The 533-nt window shown below is 69.0% G+C and carries 1 protein-coding gene; it reads right to left on the bottom strand.

What is annotated here, in order from left to right; genetic code table 11:
* A partial coding sequence (locus HWX22_RS31415) for an ABC transporter permease (protein WP_175917008.1) occupies nucleotides 1-533 on the bottom strand: 533 nt, incomplete at both ends.

Raw genomic sequence — 533 nt, 5'->3', positions numbered from 1 at the left:
CGTCATCCGCGCCATCTGGGCGATCACGACCGCGCACAGGGTCAGCACCGGCATCGCGTAGGCGCGCAGGAAGTCGTGCAGGCTGTCGATCGAGCCGCCGTACGAGAGCGCGGACAACCAGCGCAGCTTCACGGCGAATACCAGCACCGCCAGCGTCGCGATCAGGAACTCGGGGGTCGCGACCAGGGACAGCGTGCCGAGGCTGATCAGGCGATCGACGATCGATTCGCGCTTGACCGCCGCGAGGATGCCCAGCAGCAGTGCCGCCGGTACCGACACGATCGTGGTGATGGCCGCCAGCGTGAGCGATTTCGGCAGGCGCGAACCGATCATCTCGGCCACCGGCATGTCGCCCGACAGCGAACGGCCGAAAGCGCCGTGAAGCAAGCCCGCGAGCCAGTGCAGGTAGCGCAGGTAGGCCGGCATGTCGAGGCCGAACTGCAGGCGCAGCGCGGCAACCGTTTCGGGCGTCGCCGACTGGCCGAGCACGGGGGCGGGGATGGCTGCAACGGCCGACCTCTCCGTCTCCGCTG

It is taken from the genome of Burkholderia sp. BCC1638 (assembly GCF_902833195.1).
In the GTDB taxonomy this organism is placed as follows: domain Bacteria; phylum Pseudomonadota; class Gammaproteobacteria; order Burkholderiales; family Burkholderiaceae; genus Burkholderia; species Burkholderia diffusa.
Note: the sequence above shows the minus strand (reverse complement) of the source record. Positions and strands in the feature narration are given on the sequence as shown.